Below are 14,870 nucleotides of genomic sequence, written 5' to 3'. Positions count from 1 at the left end.
CCACAACCGACCCGCACCCGCCCGTTCACGACACCCCGACGGCGCTGAGGCACAAGGGGCGCGGGGAACTGCGCGAACAACCCCAACGCACCCGCACCCGCCCGACCACCCCACCCTCCTACGGTGTCACGGCGAAATCCAACAGCACCTTGCACGACCGACTCCGATCAGCCGCCAGCGCAAAAGCCGCCTCGGCCTCCCCCACGGGAACCACCGCACTGATCAGCCCGTCGAACGCCGCCTGCCCCGCCAGCAACTCCAGCGCCTGATCGAACTCCCCGTCGAAGCGAAACGCTCCCCGCAACTCGATCTCCCGACTCACCACAAGGTTCCCCGCAAACGCACTGAGCCCCGGCGGCAGCATCCCCAACTGCACCACGACCCCACCACGCCGCACCCACCGCAGACACGTGTCGAGCCCCGCCGCCACCCCGGACGCCTCGATCGCCACGTCCACTTCACCGGGCCACCCGGAGTCGTCCGGGTCATCGGCAAGTACGACCGTGTCGGCACCGGCGATCCGGGCATACTCCAGCGCCTCGGGCAGCAGATCCGTGACGGTCACCCGTACCGCCCCGGCCGCCTTCGCCGCCGCGACCACGAGACAGCCGATGGGCCCGGCACCGGTCACCAGGACGTGCCGCCCGGCCACCTCCCCGGCCCGCCGCACCGCGTGCAGGGCGACGGACAGCGGTTCGGCGAGTGCGGCCCGGCTCAGCTCAAGACCATCAGGCAACGCCCGCAACTGCTCGCAGGGCACGACCACGTGCGCCGCGAATCCCCCCTGCACATGCGGAAAGCGCGCCGCACTGCCCAGATACCGGGTGTCCCGGCAGACGTTCCGCCGACCGTCCGAGCACTCCGGACACACCCCGCACGGCGTCGCCGGATGCACGGCGACAGCGGCCCCCGGGGCCGGCCCCGACGCGCCGGCACCGTACTCGACCACCGTCCCGACTACCTCGTGCCCGAGCACCATCGGCTCCCGGAGCCGGAAGTCCCCGACTCCGCCGTGCCGCCAGTAGTGCAGATCGGACCCGCACACCCCGCCGTAGCGGACGGCGACCAGCGCCTGCCCCGGCCCGGGCACCGGAACCGGCAACTCCGCGAGCCGCAGGTCACCTTGGCCGTGGATCACACAACCCAGCATCACAGCCTCCTGAAGGGTCACAGCACGCTCGTCATGCCGCCGTCGACATACAGCACCTGCCCGCTGACGAAGTCGGCCGCGGGGGAGGCGAGGAACAGCACCCCGCCCACCAGGTCCTGGGTGCGGCCCCAGCGGCCGGCCGGGGTGCGCCGCCGCACCCAGGCGCTGAACTCCTCGTCCTCGACCAGCGGCCGCGTCAGCTCCGTCTCGATGTAGCCCGGGCCGAGCCCGTTGACCTGAACACCGCTCGGACCCCAGTCCGCGCACATGCCCTTGGTGAGCATCTTCAGCGCGCCCTTGGTGGCGGCGTACGGCGCGATCCCGGGCCGTACCACCTCGCTCTGCAACGAGCAGATGTTGATGATCTTTCCGTGGCCGCGCCCCGTCATCCGGCGCGCTGCCTCCCGGCCGACCAGGAAGGCACTGGTCAGGTTGGTGTCCAGGATCCGGTGCCAGTCGGAGTCGGTGAACTCCAGCAGCGGTGCGCGCAGTTGCATGCCCGCGTTGTTGACGAGGATGTCGAGCGGGCCCACCCGCTCCTCGACGTCCGCGATCCCGTCCGCCACGGACGATCCGTCGGTCACGTCGAACGCCGCCGTGTGCACCCGGTCGCCGGGCAGCCCGGCGGCGGCCTCGGCGAGCCGGTCCTTGTCGCGTCCGTTCAGGACGACCGTGCAGCCGGCCTCCGCCAGACCACGGGCGAGCGCGAGTCCGATGCCCCGGCTGGAGCCGGTCACCAGGGCGGTACGGCCGCTGATGTCGAAGAGGGGGTGAGCCGTCATCGCCGGCACTCCTAGATCACGAGGGACAACAGCAGGACGATGCCGCCGGCGACCACCGAGATGATCGTCTCCATGACCGACCAGGTCTTGATGTTCTGGCCGACACTCAGCCCGAAGTACTCCTTCACCATCCAGAACCCGGCGTCGTTGACATGGCTGAAGAACAGCGAGCCGGCGCCGATGGCGAGGACCAGCAGGGCGGCGTGTGTGGTCGACATGTCGGCCGCGAGCGGGGCGACCAGACCGGCGGCGGAGACCGTCGCCACCGTCGCCGAGCCGGTCGCCAGCCGGATCGCCACCGCGATCAGCCAGGCCAGCAGCAGCGCGGGAATCGACCAGTCCTTGGAGATGTCCAGGACCATCTGGCCCACCCCGGTGTCGATCAGCGTCTGCTTGAAGCCGCCGCCCGCGCCGACGATCAGCAGGATGCCCGCGATCGGCGCGAGGCTCTTCTCGACGAGCGGCGAGATCCGCTCCTTGGAGAAACCGGCGGGCCGCAGCAGCGTGAAGATGCCGACCAGCACGGAGGCGAGCAGGGCGATCATCGGGGCACCGATCACGTCGAAGACCCGCTGGACCAGGTTCTCCGGGTCGTCCACGACGATGTCGACCAGCGCCTTGGCCAGCATCAGGAGTACCGGCAGCAGAACCGTGAAGAGCGTGGCGCCAAAGCCGGGACGCTTCTCCAGGTCCTCCGAAGCACGCTGCGGAATCATGCGGTCCGGCGCGGGCACGTCCACCCAGCGGGCCGCGTACCGCGAGAACAGCGGACCGGCGATGATCACCGTGGGTATGGCGACGAGGACACCGAGGGCCAGCGTCACCCCGAGGTCGGCCTGGACCGCGTCGATCGCGACCAGCGGACCGGGGTGCGGCGGCACCAGGCCGTGCATGACGGACAGGCCCGCGAGCGCCGGGATGCCGATCCGCATCAGCGAGTAGTTGCCGCGCTTGGCCACCATCAGCACCACCGGGATCAGCAGCACGATGCCGACCTCGAAGAACAGCGGCAGCCCGATCACCGAGGCGATCAGCACCATCGCCCACGGCATCGAACGCCCGCCGGCCTTCGCGAGGATGGTGTCGACGATCTGGTCGGCGCCCCCGGAGTCGGCGAGCATCTTGCCGAGGATCGCACCGAGGGCGATCAGCACGCCGACGCCGGCGACCGTGGTGCCGAGGCCGGTGCTGAAGCTGGTGAGGACCTTGTCCAGCGGTGCCCCGGCGATCGCGCCGAGCGCCAGCGACCCGATGGTCAGCGCCAGGAACGCGTGCAGCTTGGACTTGGTGATGAGCAGGACGATGACGGCGATGCCCGCCAGGACGGCGATGCCCAGCTGAGCGTGGCCGGCCGAGGTGATCGGCTCGGGTGCGTCCGCTGCCAGCATCTCGACGCTGAGTCTGGTCACGGGTGGGTTCCCTTGTGTTGGGGGGGACTGGGGGAGGGGGACCGTCAGGGGTTACTGGACGGGCTCGGGGAGGTCTTCCAGGGCGAGCGCCGCCCGCTCGGTGATCTCCTCCGGGTTGCCCGAGACGTCCACGTCCACCCCGGCCTCGTCTGCCTGGAGCGGCTGGAGCGTGGCGAACTGGGAGTCGAGCAGCGCCGTGGGCATGAAGTGCCCCTGCCGGTGCGACATCCGGTCCTCGACGAGCGTGCGGTCACCCGTGAGGTGCACGAAGACCACGCCGGGCGCGGCGGCCCGCAGCCGGTCGCGGTACGACCGCTTCAGCGCCGAGCAGCTGACCACCCCGCCGAGCCCGGCCCGCCCGTGCGCCCACGCGCCGATGGCGTCCAGCCAGGGCCGGCGGTCGTCGTCGGTGAGCGGGGTACCGGCCGACATCCTGTCGATGTTGGCCTGCGGGTGGAAGTCGTCGCCCTCGGCGTACGGAACGCCGAGCCGGGCCGCGAGCAGGGGACCGATGGTGGTCTTGCCGGTGCCGGCGACGCCCATGACCACGACGACATGGGGGGTGTTCATCGCTGCCTCACTGTCTGCTGTCTTCGTCGACACGTGATGTCGACGCAACTGAAACCCATTAGGTACGACAAATTCAAGAGGCCGTGATGAATAAGTCTGACTTTTTGTCTCCGTGATCTACCCCGTACGCTGAGTGCATGAGCACACCGGGCCGGGGGCTGCACGGCCACGTACTGGACACCCTCGGCCCCGAGATCACGGCCGGCGAATACCCGCCGGGCAGCGTCCTGCGCACGGACGAGCTCGCCCAGCGCTTCGACGTGTCACGCTCGGTGATGCGCGAGGCGGTCCGCGTCCTGGAGTCCATGCACCTGGTCGAGTCCCGCCGCCGCGTGGGCGTAACCGTACGTCCGACGTCGGAGTGGAACGTCTACGACCCGCAGGTCATCCGCTGGCGCCTGGCCGGCAAGGACCGCGCCCGGCAACTGCGCTCCCTCACGATGCTGCGCTCGGCGATCGAACCGGTCGCCGCGGGCCTCGCCGCCCGGCACGCCACCTCCGAGCAGTGCGCCGAACTCACCGAGTGCGCCCTCGGCATGGTCGCCAACTCACGCGGTCACAAGCTCGAGGAGTACCTCGTCCACGACATGGCCTTCCACCGCGTCATCCTGGACGCCTCCGGCAACGAGATGTTCGCCCGCCTCGGCGACGTCGTCGCCGAGGTCCTGGCCGGCCGGACCCACCACGACGTGATGTTCGAGGACCCCGACCCGGCCGCCGTCACCCTGCACGTCCAGGTCGCCGAGGCGGTGCGCGCGGGTGACGCGGTGCGCGCGGAGGAGCTGACCCGCGAGATCACGGTCGGCGCCCTCCAGGAACTCGACATCCTGGCGCCGTAGCACCCGCTACGGCAGAAACTCCCCGTCGACGTACACCCAGGCCCCGTCGACCCGCTCGAACCGGCTCCGCTCGTGCAGCGAGCCGCCCCGGTACGACGCCCGGAACTCCACGGTCCCGGTGGAGTGGAACGCCGACCCGTCACTCGTGTCGAGGATCTCCAGCCCGGTCCACCGCATCCCCGGGTCCAGCTCCAGCGTGCCGGGGCGCGTCCGCGGATGCCACGTCCGCAGCAGATACGCGGCGTCCCCCTTCACGAAGGCGCTGTACCGCGACCGCATCAGCGCCTCGGCGGTCGGGGCGGCGGCGCTTGCGGAGTGGTAGCGGCCGCAGCATGCCTCGTAGGCCTGGAGCAGCCCGCACGGGCAGGAACGCGTACTCATACCGGTCATTGTCCTAAACAGCCGCACCCGTCCCGGACGAGGGCAGTGGCGGCAGCGCCGTCCCGTACACCCACGTGTCGAACAGCTCGTCCAGCGACTCGTCCGCGAACCGCGCCACGTGCGCGGTGAAGGCCGCCGTCGTCACCGCCCCGCCCCGGTACAACCCCGCCCACCCGCGCAGCATGCGGAAGAAAGCGTCGTCGCCCAGGGCGCACCGCACCGCGTGCAGGGTGAGCCCGCCGCGCTGGTAGAGACGGTCGTCGAACATCGACTTCCGCCCCGGATCGGCGAGCCGAAGGTCCTCCGGCAGCGCGGACAGCGACCGGTGCGCGACGGCGGCCAGTTGCTGGGCGCCGCGGCCTCCCGAGCGCTCCGACCACAACCACTCGGCGTACTTCGCGAACCCCTCGTTCAGCCAGATCTGCCGCCAGTCGGCGATGGACACGCTGTTGCCGAACCACTGGTGCGCCAGCTCGTGCGCGACCAGCCGCTCCGAACCACGCGCCCCGTCCACATGGTTGGACCCGAACAGCGACAACCCCTGCGCCTCGACGGGGACGTCGAGCTCCTCCTCGGTCACGACGACCGCGTACTCGTCGAACGGGTACGGCCCGAACAATTCCTGGAACAGCTCCATCATCGCGGGCTGCCGTGCGAAGTCCCGGGAGAACCGGGGGAGCAGGTGCGCCGGAATGTGCCCGTGCTGCGGCACCCCGCCCGGGCCCGGGTCGCCCAGCAGTACGGTCTCGTACTTCCCGATCGACAGCCCCACCAGATAGCTGGAGGTCGGCGCCGCCTGCTCGTACACCCAGGTGGTCGTCGAGGCCTTCGTCGTGCGGGTGAGCAGGCGTCCACCGGCCACCACCGCGTAGGCCGACGGTGTCGTGACCGAGATCTGGTACGAGGCCTTGTCGGCGGGCCGGTCGTTGCACGGGTACCACGACGGCGCCCCGACCGGCTGGCTCGCCACCAGCGCCCCGTCCTCCAACTCCTCCCAGCCGAGGCCGCCCCAGGGGCTGCTCACCGGCCGGGGGTTCCCCGACCAGTGCACCTCGACGGTGAACGCGGCACCGGCGCGCAGCGGCTTCGCGGGGCGGACGCGCAACTTGCCGCCCCGGTGCGTGTAGTGCGCCGCACGGCCGTCGACCCTCACCCGGCCCACCCGGAAATCCGCGAGGTTCAGCTGGAACTCGGTGAGCTGGCCACGGCCCGCGATGGCGTTGATCCGCGCCGTTCCCGACAGCCGGTTCGGCGCGGGCCGGTAGTCCAGCGTGAGCTCGTAGCGATGCACCCGGTACCGGATGTCACCGTTGCCCGGGAAGTACGGGTCCTGACCCACTGACTGCTGAACCGCCACTGTTGCGTCCGCTCCCTGCACTGCGCTCGTACGACGTCCATCGGCCCCCGGCCCCGCGGAGGTCCCGCCTAGCGACGCCATGCCTCGATCGGGTTGCCCAGCCAGCGCGTGTCGTCGGGCACGGACTCCGCGGCCATCACCAGGGACGCCGGACCCAGCGTGGTGCGGGCCCCGACGGTGCTGCCGGGCAGGACGATTCCGCCCGGGCCCAGAGTGGCGCCCTCACGGAGCACCACAGTATCCGTCCGCAAGATCCGGTCGTGGAAGAGGTGGGTCTGGAGCACACAGCCCCGGTTCACGGTCGCCCCCTCGCCGAGCGTCACCAGGTCGGTCTCCGGCAGCCAGTAGCTCTCCACCCACGCGCCCCGGCCGATCCGGGCACCGAGCCCACGCAGCCACAGCGTCATCAGCGGCGTACCGGGCACGCGCCCGGCCAGCCACGGCACCGCCACCACCTCGACGAACGTGTCGGCCAGCTCGTTGCGCCACACGAAGGAGCTCCACAGCGGGTGCTCACCACTGCGGTGCCGCCCCACGAGCAGCCACTTGGCGACCACGGACAGAACACACCCCGCAGCCCCCACCGTCAGCAGCACGACCCCGGCCAACGGCCACGCCCAGCCACCCAGCGCGCTCAGCGCCGCCACCGTCAGCACCGCCAGCGCGGCCGAGCACAGCACCGGAACGATCCGGCACAACTCCACCAGTCCCCGCGCCCACAGCAGCCGCGCGGGCGGCTCGTACGTCCGGCTCTGGTCGCCGCCGCCCGCGTTGCGCGGCAGCTTCACCGGCGGCAGCCCCAGATACGAGCTGCCCTTCTTCGCCTTCTTCGGCGTCGCCGACAGCACCCCGACCAGCCCGCCGTCCGGCACGCTGCGCCCCGGCGCGGTCATCCCCGAGTTCCCGAGGAACGCCCGGCGCCCGATCTGCGCGCGCCCGATCCGCATCCAGCCGCCGCCCAGCTCGTACGGCGCGGTCAGCGTGTCGTCCGCGAGGAACGCGCCGTCGCCCACCGTGGTCAGGCTGGGCAGCGCGAGCACCGTCGACACCTCGGCGCCCCGCCCGATCCGCATCCCGAGCAACCGCAGCCACACCGGCGTGACCAGCCCGGCGTACAGCGGGAACAGCATCTCCCGGGACTGGTCCATCAGCTGCGTGACCGTCCAGGCCTGCCAGCCGACCCTGCTGTGCGTGGGGTGCGTGCCCTCGCGCAGACGGAGGCTCAGCAGCCGTACGGCGACGAGCAGCAGCATCGCGTACACCGCGCCGAAGGCCACGGTCGCCGGAACCAGCGCGAGCGCCGCGCCCCGCAGCGCCTCACCGAGCCCGGCGCCGGGCGCCACGAACAGGCTGACGGTGAGGAGCGCGGCGAGTCCGGCGAGCAGGGGCAGAGCGCTCAGCCCGAACCCGGAGATGCCGTACATCACCCGCCAGAACACGTCCTTCTCCGGTCGCTCCTTGGGCCAGTTCCGCTTGGCCTTGCCGAGCTTCACGGCGGGCGCCCCGGCCCAGCGCTGCCCGGTGGGCACCTGCCCGGCGACGGCGGAACCGGGCGCGACCTCGGCCCGCTTGCCCACGCGCGCACCCGGGAACAGCATGCTGCGCGTCCCGACCACCGCACCGGCACCCACCTTGACCGGCCCGATCTCCAGCCGGTCACCGTCCAGCCAGTAGCCCGACAGATCCACCTCGGACTCCACGGCGGCACCCCGCCCGAGCTTGAGCATCCCGGTCACCGGCGGCAGCGAGTGCAGATCCACGTCGGACCCGACCCTGGCGCCGAGCGCCCGGGCGTACCGCTCCAGCCAGGAACCGGTGAGCGAGGCCGCACCACTGAACTCGGCGAGCCGCTCGGCCGTCCACAGCCGCAGATGCACACTCCCACCGCGTGCGTAGCGGCCCGGCGTCACCCCGCGCAGCAACAGCCGCGCCCCACCGGCGGCGATGGCCAGCCGCCCCGGAGGACTGAAGAACAGCAACGCCCCGGCGCCCACGACCCACCAGGGAGCGGTCGGCAGCCAGGCGTACGCCCCCAGCACGTTTCCGAGGGCGGCCAGCGGCACCATCCAGCGCAGCCCGAGCAGTGTGAACAGCGGAAGGAGCAGCAGCAGTTGCAGCACCCTGGCCCGTGCCGGCACCGGCTCGACCACCCGCCGGGAGCCGTCGCCCTGCGCGGACTCCTCCAGGTGCCGGGCCAGCTTGCGCAGCGTCGGATGCTGGTAGAGGTCCAGCACCGCCGCGCTCGGGTAGCGGGTGCGCAGCTTCGTCGTCAGCTGGGCGGCGGCCAGACTGCTCCCGCCGATGGCGAAGAAGTCGTCGGAGGCGCTGCCCACCGGGATGCCGAGCACCTCGCCCCACTGCTCGGCGAGCCACGCCTCGGTCCCGTACAGCTCCTCGGCCGGACCGCCGTTGTCCAGGCCCTCCAGCGGCCACGGCAGCGCGTTCCGGTCGACCTTGCCGGATGTACGGGTAGGCAGCTCGTCGACCGGCGCGAGCAGCGGCACGAGAGCGGCGGGCAGTTCGGCACGCAGCTTCTCGACGGCGGCGGCCTGATCCCACCCTTCCTGGGTCACGACGTACCCGACGAGAAGCTGATTTCCGCTGCGAGCGGTACGCACGGCGGCGGCCGCACCTGCGACACCGGGAAGCGCCTGCAGGGCGGCGTCGACCTCACCGAGCTCGATCCGCCGCCCCCCGAGCTTGATCTGCTCGTCGGCCCGCCCGAGGAAGACCAGCCCCTCGGGCTCGGCCTTCACCAGGTCACCGCTGCGGTACGCCCGCTCCCAGCCCAGCGACTGAAGCGGCGCGTACTTCTCCGCGTCCTTCCCGGCGTCGAGATACCGGGCGAGTCCCACCCCGCCGATCACGAGCTGCCCGCTGCCGCCCATCGGCACGGGCTCCCCGGCCTCGTCCACGACGGCCAGCTCCCAGCCGTCCAGCGGCAGCCCGATCCGGATCGGCTCCTCGCCGCTCATCAGCGACGCGCACGCCACGACGGTGGCCTCGGTCGGCCCGTAGGTGTTCCACACCTCGCGCCCCTCGGTCACCAGACGCTGCGCCAGCTCGGGAGGGCACGCCTCCCCGCCGAAGATCAGCAGGCGTACGTCGTTGAGTGTCTCCGGCTCCCACAGCGCCGCCAGCGTCGGCACGGTGGACACGACGGTGATCTCCTGCTCGACCAGCCAGGGCCCGAGATCGGCGCCGCTCCTGACCTGCGAGCGCGGCACCGGCACCAGGCAGGCGCCGTACCGCCACGCCAGCCACATCTCCTCGCAGGACGCGTCGAACGCGACGGACAACCCGGCCATGACCCGGTCACCGGGCCCGATCGGCTCGTCGGTCAGGAACAGGGCGGCCTCCGCGTCCACGAAGGCCGCGGCGCTGCGGTGGCTGACGGCCACGCCCTTGGGCTTCCCGGTGGAGCCGGAGGTGAAGATGATCCACGCGTCGTGCCCGACACCGGGCCGGGCGGCGGCGTGACCGGCGGCATCGCCGACAGTCAGCTCGTGACCGGCCCCGATGACCACCCGCACCCCGGCCTCGCCGAAGACCAGATCGGCCCGCTCGTCGGGGTCCTCGGCGTCCACGGGCACGTACGCGGCACCGGCGGCCAGCACCGCGAGGATCGCCACGTACAGGTCGTTGGTGCCCGACGGGACCCGGACACCGACGCGGTCCCCGAGCCCGACGTCCACGGCGGCCAGCCGCCGCCGCAGGTGTTCCACCTCGACCGCCAGTGCGCGGTAGGTGAGCAGCCGGTGGCCGTCGTCGAGCGCGGGCTCGTCGGGGAACGAACGTACGGACGCCTCGAAGATGTCGACCAGGGTGCGGGGGGAGGCCGCGGGACCGGCGGAGAAACGGGCCACGTCGCTCAGAGCTGTGCCCGACTCCCGGTCCAGCGCGGTGAGGTCAGGGCTTTCGTGCAGGGCGGCCATCGGATCCTCGAGTCTCGAACCCGGTCATCCGGGGCGCCGGTGGGCCCGCAGGTCTGCCTGGGGATGTTCCGTTCCGGTGCGAACAAGCCCAATACTCTAGTGGTCGGGTGACTTCGCCCTGTCATGTCCGCCACTGGGAGGCAAACGCGAGACGGCCCACAGGCCCGGAGCCCCGGCTCCCACCTGTGCTTCTCCCGGCCTGGCGAGATGTCGCCCACATTTCCCCGGCCGCCCCCGAAGAGCGTCCCCGCAAACGACGAAAAGCCCCTCGACGAGAGGGGCTTTTCCATCTGTGTCCGAGGGGGGACTTGAACCCCCACGCCCGATAAAGGGCACTAGCACCTCAAGCTAGCGCGTCTGCCATTCCGCCACCCGGACAAGGTGTCTGTCGCGCGGGTTCTCCCCGCGGCGACGACGTAAACATTACCAGGCTCTCAGGGGTGGCCGATCACCCCCCGTCGGCACCCGGCCGAGCGTGAAACGGCGTGTGACGGGCCGGGACCGGTCTTGGGGTGCGGGCCGGGGAGAGGGAGGATGAGGGGGACCCACCAGCAGTGACACCGGGAGGAAGCACGTGAGCGAGACGGACACGGCCAGGAACGTCACCGGCGAGGACGAGGTCGTGGACCTCTGCCGCGAGCTGATCCAGATCGACACCAGCAACTACGGCGACCACTCGGGTCCGGGCGAGCGCAAGGCGGCGGAGTACGTCGCCGAGAAGCTCGCCGAGGTGGGGCTCGAACCGCAGATCTTCGAGTCCCACCCGGGCCGCGCCTCCACGGTGGCCCGGATCGAGGGCGAGGACCCGTCCAGGCCCGCGCTCCTCATCCACGGCCACACGGACGTCGTACCGGCCAACGCGGACGACTGGACCCACCACCCCTTCTCCGGCGAGATCGCCGACGGCTGCGTGTGGGGCCGCGGTGCCGTCGACATGAAGGACATGGACGCGATGACCCTCGCGGTCGTCCGGGACCGGATGCGCAGCGGGCGCAAGCCGCCGCGCGACATCGTCCTCGCGTTCCTCGCGGACGAGGAGGCGGGCGGCACGTACGGGGCCCGTTACCTCGTCGACAACCACCGGGACCTCTTCGAGGGCGTCACCGAGGCGATCAGTGAGGTGGGCGGATTCTCGTTCACCGTGAGCGAGGAGCGGCGGCTGTACCTGATCCAGACGGCCGAGAAGGGCATGCACTGGATGAAGCTGACCGTGGCGGGCACGGCCGGGCACGGGTCGATGATCCACCGGGACAACGCGATCACCGAGTTGTCGGAGGCCGTCGCGCGGCTGGGGCGGCACAAGTTCCCGGTGCGGGTCACCAAGACCACCCGCGCGTTCCTCGATGAGCTCGGTGACGCGTTCGGCACCGAACTCGACCCGGAGGACATGGAGTCGACCCTCGCGAAGCTCGGCGGCATCGCCAAGCTCATCGGCGCGACCCTGAGCAACACGGCCAATCCCACGCAGCTCGGTGCCGGCTACAAGGTCAACGTCATCCCGGGTGAGGCGACCGCCCACGTCGACGGCCGCTTCCTGCCCGGGTTCGAGGATGAGTTCCTCGCCGACCTCGACCGCATCCTCGGCCCCAAGGTGCGGCGCGAGGACGTCCACGCCGACAAGGCCGTCGAGACCACCTTCGACGGGGCGCTCGTGGAGGCGATGCAGTCTTCGCTGCTGGCCGAGGACCCGACCGCCAAGGCGATCCCCTACATGCTCTCGGGCGGGACGGACGCGAAGTCCTTCGACGACCTGGGCATCCGGGGCTTCGGCTTCGCGCCGCTGAAGCTGCCGCCGGAGCTGGACTTCGCCGGCATGTTCCACGGCGTGGACGAGCGGGTGCCGGTGGAGGGCCTGAAGTTCGGCGCGCGGGTGCTCGACCGGTTCATCGACGCGTCCTGAAACGGCTCATACGAAACACCGCTATTCGGTCGGGTGTACGAGATCGACTGGGAAGGGTGAATGTGACCATAAGCTCGTAGCCTCATTACTCCCTCCTCGTTACAGGTAATGCGATCGCAAGATGGGTCGCTTTGCCAACTAGGAGGAATAATGGTCAAGAAGGTCGTCGCTGCTGCGGCTGCCACCGGTGGGCTGGTTCTCGCGGGCGCGGGCCTTGCCGTCGCCGACTCGGGTGCCCAGGGTGCTGCCGCGCACTCCCCGGGTGTCGTGTCCGGCAACGTCATTCAGGCGCCCGTTCACGTCCCGGTGAACGTCTGCGGCAACACGGTCTCCGTGATCGGGCTGCTGAACCCCGCCTTCGGCAACACCTGCGTCAACAAGTGACGCTCTCCCCTCTTTGAGGGGAGTTCTGAGCCATCGGTCCCGGAGCGCGTGCCATGCGCTCCGGGACCGAACGCTTCTTTCGAGTAATTCGAGAAGAATTCGAGACAGGCCGAAGGCAGGTATTCAGGAATGCGACAGGTCACCCGCAAAAGTCTGATGACCGTGGCGGCCGCGACCGGCGTGATCGCCGCCGCGGGCGGCTCCGCTCACGCCGACTCGGGCGCACAGGGCTCCAGTTCGGGCTCGCCCGGAGTGCTGTCCGGGAACACGGTGCAGGCGCCGGTGCACGCGCCGGTCAACGTGTGTGGGAACACGGTCAATGTGATCGGCGTCCTCAACCCGTCGGTGGGCAACTCGTGCGCCAACCAGGGCGATGGATCGTCGTCGGGGGGACACGGCGATTCAGGCGGTCACGGCGGCTCGCACGCCGGTGGCCATGCCAGTGACTCGCCCGGCGTCGGCTCGGGCAATCACGTCGAGGCGCCGATCCACGCGCCGGTGAACGTCTGCGGCAACAGCGTCGACGTCGTCGGCGCCGGCAACTCCAGCACCGGCAACGACTGCGCGAACGGCGGCTCCGGCGGGCACCACGGCAACCCGCCCGGCGGCGGCAACGAGAACCCGGGACAGCCGGGCACTCCCGGAAACCCGGGCACTCCCGGAAACCCGGGTGACCCCGGGAACCCGGGCCACCCCGGAAACCCCGGTGATCCGGGCGATCCCGGCACCCCGGGCGACCCCGGCACCCCCGGAAACCCTGGCGACTCCGGCACCCCGGGCACGACGCCTGGCGCGGACAGCGAGACGCCGGGCGGCTCCTCGCACGGCAACCAGCCGGGCGGCCAGTTCGTCACCCAGCCCAAGGGCGACTCCCAGCTCGCCAGCACCGGCAGCGACCTGCCGCTCGGCCTTGCCCTGCCGGCCGGTGCGGGCGCGCTGCTCGCGGGCTCGATCCTCTACCGCAAGGCGCGCACCTCGGCCTGACGGCCCCGGAACGGCCTCACAGCCCCGGAAAACGGAGCGGGCCCCGCCGATGCGGGGCCCGCTCCCGTGTGCCTTCTCCAGTGCCCCGTCTCAGCTCACCACGTGGCCCGCACCTGACGGATGATCCGCCGGCGCAACCGCACCTTGCGGCTGCCGTCGCGCAGCAGGCTCAGACGGTGCAACTCCCAGTGTCCGTACTCGGCGTGGTCCGTCAGCAGACGTGCCGTCTCCTTGCGGGAGACCCCGCGCGGTACGTACACGTCGACAAATTCGTATTCCGGCATCGCATCTATTGTGCGGGCTGGGGCCTGGTACGGATAGCGTCTGCACTATGTCTGATGCTGCGCAGCCCACCGCTGCCGAGGTACGCGCCGCCGCCGAGGCGGTCAAGACCGCGCTCGACCGCCACCTGGCCGCGGTCGAACGCAGGTCGGGGGAGGACGACCCGGCCGTCTACGAGGCGTTCAACCAGCTGGCCGCGGCCGCAGAGGTGTACGACGAACTGCTCTACGACCGTTACGACGAGGTCACACCCTTCGAGATCCCCGGTACGGAGGACGCGCTGCCCCCGTACACCGGGCCCGAGGAACCGAACGCGCTGAGCGTACTGATCCGCCGCGACTACGCGGTGGCGGAGCCGCAGCGGCTGCTCGCGCAGGCGCAGCGGATCGAGGCCGCGGAGGGTGAGGAGGGCCCGGCCGCCTCCGGGACGATCCATGGTGCGCTCGGCCTCCTCTTCGGCGAGTTCGAACCCGACGAGATCGCCTCCCGGCACAAGGAGTTCGGGCTGGAGGAGGGCGACTCCACGCTCTGGGTGACGGCGGCGGAGGAACCGGCCGACCCCGGCGAGTGGCTGGAGGAGCCGTTCGAGCAGGTCGATCCGCAGAGTGTGGTCTGCCGCTTCGACGTCAGTGCCGTGTTCGACGACGAGATCGGCGTCGACGATGACGACGACGCGGAGGAGCTGGAGGACGGCCTCGACACCGATCTGGACGAGGACGAGGACCTGGAGCCGCTGGACGCGGACCGCCGCTGAGCGCAGGCGTCAGCCACCCGACGGCGGTGGTCACGGGGCCGGCCCCGTGACCACCGCCGTCGTCGTCAGCTGCTGATCTGCGGAGCGAGCAGCACCGGAAGCCGGGTCGTGCGGGGCTTCGCCGGAACCTCGGCCACGGCCTT

13 protein-coding genes and 1 tRNA gene are annotated in these 14,870 nt (G+C 71.1%); 5 read left to right on the top strand and 9 right to left on the bottom strand.

Going from position 1 to position 14,870, the window contains the following annotated elements; genetic code table 11:
- Positions 1-118: 118 nt before the first annotated feature.
- From AOQ53_RS28260 to AOQ53_RS28245, 4 genes are read right to left on the bottom strand one after another with little or no spacing between them, the layout of a single operon-like run.
- On the bottom strand, positions 119-1,150 hold the full coding sequence (locus AOQ53_RS28260; protein ID WP_059421545.1) for an L-idonate 5-dehydrogenase: 1,032 nt from the start codon (positions 1,148-1,150) through the stop codon (positions 119-121).
- A gap of 17 nt (positions 1,151-1,167) precedes the next feature.
- Positions 1,168-1,932 carry an SDR family oxidoreductase gene (locus AOQ53_RS28255; RefSeq protein WP_059421519.1) on the bottom strand — a complete coding sequence of 255 codons (765 nt, stop codon included), beginning with the start codon at positions 1,930-1,932 and terminating at the stop codon, positions 1,168-1,170.
- A gap of 11 nt (positions 1,933-1,943) precedes the next feature.
- Complete coding sequence (locus tag AOQ53_RS28250) at positions 1,944-3,341, bottom strand: GntP family permease (protein WP_059421517.1); 1,398 nt, start codon at positions 3,339-3,341, stop codon at positions 1,944-1,946.
- 51 nt (positions 3,342-3,392) lie between these two features.
- Positions 3,393-3,911: a gluconokinase gene (locus tag AOQ53_RS28245; protein WP_059421516.1), complete on the bottom strand. Its 519-nt coding sequence runs from the start codon at positions 3,909-3,911 to the stop codon at positions 3,393-3,395.
- Between the two features lie 137 nt (positions 3,912-4,048).
- Here AOQ53_RS28245 and AOQ53_RS28240 point away from each other — a divergent pair, with 137 nt between their 5' ends.
- Positions 4,049-4,750, top strand: coding sequence for a FadR/GntR family transcriptional regulator (locus AOQ53_RS28240; protein ID WP_059421514.1), 702 nt, complete (start codon positions 4,049-4,051; stop codon positions 4,748-4,750).
- Positions 4,751-4,756: 6 nt separating this feature from the next.
- On the opposite strand, the gene AOQ53_RS28235 is transcribed toward AOQ53_RS28240, so the two are convergent.
- The 4 genes from AOQ53_RS28235 to AOQ53_RS28220 all read right to left on the bottom strand — a co-directional run bounded on the left by AOQ53_RS28235 (position 4,757) and on the right by AOQ53_RS28220 (position 10,801).
- On the bottom strand, positions 4,757-5,131 hold the full coding sequence (locus tag AOQ53_RS28235) for a YchJ family protein (protein ID WP_099054709.1): 375 nt from the start codon (positions 5,129-5,131) through the stop codon (positions 4,757-4,759).
- 13 nt (positions 5,132-5,144) lie between these two features.
- On the bottom strand, positions 5,145-6,488 hold the full coding sequence (locus AOQ53_RS28230) for a M1 family metallopeptidase (protein WP_059421512.1): 1,344 nt from the start codon (positions 6,486-6,488) through the stop codon (positions 5,145-5,147).
- A gap of 68 nt (positions 6,489-6,556) precedes the next feature.
- A complete protein-coding gene (locus AOQ53_RS28225; protein WP_059421511.1) occupies positions 6,557-10,423 on the bottom strand; it encodes a Pls/PosA family non-ribosomal peptide synthetase in 3,867 nt (1,288 codons plus the stop codon).
- 293 nt (positions 10,424-10,716) lie between these two features.
- Positions 10,717-10,801 (bottom strand) — tRNA-Leu (locus tag AOQ53_RS28220).
- 196 nt (positions 10,802-10,997) lie between these two features.
- On the opposite strand from AOQ53_RS28220, the gene AOQ53_RS28215 reads away from it, so the two are divergent.
- From AOQ53_RS28215 to AOQ53_RS28205, 3 genes are all read left to right on the top strand, one after another.
- Positions 10,998-12,323, top strand: a complete 1,326-nt coding sequence (locus AOQ53_RS28215; protein WP_059421509.1) for a M20/M25/M40 family metallo-hydrolase — start codon at positions 10,998-11,000, stop codon at positions 12,321-12,323.
- Positions 12,324-12,473: 150 nt separating this feature from the next.
- On the top strand, positions 12,474-12,707 hold the full coding sequence (gene chpH, locus AOQ53_RS28210; protein WP_059421508.1) for a chaplin ChpH: 234 nt from the start codon (positions 12,474-12,476) through the stop codon (positions 12,705-12,707).
- Positions 12,708-12,836: 129 nt separating this feature from the next.
- The gene (locus tag AOQ53_RS28205) at positions 12,837-13,691 is read left to right on the top strand and encodes a chaplin family protein (RefSeq protein ID WP_059421507.1); all 855 of its coding nucleotides are present in this window, start codon (positions 12,837-12,839) and stop codon (positions 13,689-13,691) included.
- A 95-nt stretch (positions 13,692-13,786) separates the two neighbouring features.
- On the opposite strand, the gene AOQ53_RS28200 is transcribed toward AOQ53_RS28205, so the two are convergent.
- The gene (locus AOQ53_RS28200) at positions 13,787-13,975 is read right to left on the bottom strand and encodes a DUF5703 family protein (protein WP_010045410.1); all 189 of its coding nucleotides are present in this window, start codon (positions 13,973-13,975) and stop codon (positions 13,787-13,789) included.
- 47 nt (positions 13,976-14,022) lie between these two features.
- Between AOQ53_RS28200 and AOQ53_RS28195 the strand changes: the two genes are divergently transcribed.
- Positions 14,023-14,727, top strand: a complete 705-nt coding sequence (locus AOQ53_RS28195) for a hypothetical protein (protein ID WP_059421506.1) — start codon at positions 14,023-14,025, stop codon at positions 14,725-14,727.
- Positions 14,728-14,870 lie beyond the last annotated feature (143 nt).

The sequence above is a fragment of the Streptomyces azureus genome (genome assembly GCF_001270025.1).
Taxonomy (GTDB): domain Bacteria; phylum Actinomycetota; class Actinomycetes; order Streptomycetales; family Streptomycetaceae; genus Streptomyces; species Streptomyces azureus.
The sequence above is the reverse complement of the archived record's forward strand: the minus strand, read 5'-3'. Positions and strand labels throughout refer to the sequence as shown.